The organism is Sphingobium xenophagum NBRC 107872, from assembly GCF_000367345.1.
Lineage (GTDB): Bacteria > Pseudomonadota > Alphaproteobacteria > Sphingomonadales > Sphingomonadaceae > Sphingobium > Sphingobium xenophagum.
This window is the reverse complement of sequence record NZ_BARE01000128.1, coordinates 1-1,614: the sequence shown is the minus strand read 5'-3', so window position 1 is coordinate 1,614 and position 1,614 is coordinate 1. Positions and strand designations below refer to the sequence as shown.

Sequence of the window (1,614 nt, the reverse complement as noted above, 5' to 3'; positions counted from 1 at the left end):
TTCGCTTTCTTGGCAGCTCTCCTGGATGGTTTAGATCTACAGATAATCGCTTATGCAGCCCCCGCCATAGCTAAGAATTTGAGTCTAACGGAATCGTCACTTGGAATAATCTTCAGTGGTGGTTTTGCGGGTCTTGCTGCAGGTTCGATACTTGTTGCCCCTTTGGGAGACCGTTGGGGCCGAAGGCCCATAATAATATCTTGTCTTGTGTTATTTGGCGCATGCGTTTTAATCACGCCATTGGCAGCCAATGCCCAGCAGCTCTTCGTGCTGCGGGTTTTTACGGGGCTCGGCCTCGGCGGTGTGATGCCCAACGCCATTGCGATCTCAATGGAGTTCGCGGCATCCCGTTTACGTGCCTCCATGGTCTCGTTCACCTATTTCGGATTTATCATCGGAGGAGCAGCAGGTGGAATAGTGGCAGCCACCTTGATCCCATTAGTGGGATGGAAGGGAATGATGTTCATCGTCGGTCTTCTGCCGTTGATGCTCGCATTGATTCTGTTCTTCTTTCTGCCTGAGTCACCTGAATATCGTGCAAACAAGGAACGTGCGCCGAATAGGACCAATAGCATTCGTAATGCTCGGCGCGACGGCACCAATGAGTCTGCTGAGGATGGGCTTGCTTTGCGATCTTCCCCGATTCGCGAGATCTTTTCCTTAGAAAATAGAAGAAACTCTGCTTTGATGTGGCTGACAATGTTCGCTAACTTGTCGGTGGCTTTCGGAATTCTGCAGTGGCTTCCGACCCTCCTTAACCAAGCTGGTTTTGCGTTGGGCAGCGCAAATTCATTAGTCGCCCTCTCATGGATATCGACGGTTCCTGGCGTGGTCCTTTTACTTTATGTAGCAAATATGCTAGGACTTCCGAGGGCTGTAGGCTTGTTCCTGTGCGTTGGAAGTGTCGTCACCTTTGGGCTAGGAGTGGTCATAGCAACCGCCGCAAGCGATGCCGTGTGGCTGCTTATGGTCGGAATTGGCATGACGGTCACTGCGGCGCAGGTCGGTTTTTACTCGCTGCTAACTGCCGTCTATCCGGGTTCCAGCCGCGTCACTGGCATTGGCTGGGCGCAGGGAGTTGGGCGCTTGGGCGCTGTTGTAGGCCCATCAGCGATAGGCTTCCTATTGGCTGGGAGCACGAGTACCATAGCTCTCTTCGCTTACGTCTCGATCCCCGTGCTGATATCAGCAGTTGCGGTATGGCAGGTCAGGCCATTGCGTTTAGCTGCGTAGGCCGCGAGCGGGGCATCTCGAACCACCCGATTATCTGAGCGGATTTGGGCCTGGGGCGCGAAATTGGCGTAGTTGCAGGTAGGCACCTGGGTACCTCCGATAACCCCTCGACTTTTCGGCCTGATTTGATCCAGTTGGAGGCCTCGAAGAACCGGCTGATTTCGGCGTGATGGCGCTGGGAGGCCAGATTTGAGCGTGCGAAGCACCGTTCTCCTGGTTCCGATTGGCTGATTTCCTTCTTCGACTGTCCTTCCGACGCCGGTTTTCGCGTCATGCGGGCGCAGTGCGCCCCTCGAGCCGGGCGAGGCGCTGGAAGTTATAAGCCAGGTTAGCCATACCGATCTTGATGCGGGCGCGGGCGATGCCGATGGTGCGCACGAC

At 55.0% G+C, this 1,614-nt stretch carries 1 protein-coding gene and 1 pseudogene; one reads left to right on the top strand and one right to left on the bottom strand.

Features of this window, described 5'->3' with window-relative positions; translation table 11 throughout:
* Positions 1–1,233, top strand: a 1,233-nt coding sequence (locus SX1_RS22185) for an MFS transporter (RefSeq protein WP_157410381.1), incomplete at its 5' end; no start/stop codon positions are given.
* 270 nt (positions 1,234–1,503) lie between these two features.
* Here SX1_RS22185 and SX1_RS24450 read toward each other — a convergent pair.
* Positions 1,504–1,614: pseudogene (locus SX1_RS24450) on the bottom strand (IS5/IS1182 family transposase); the annotation flags it as partial.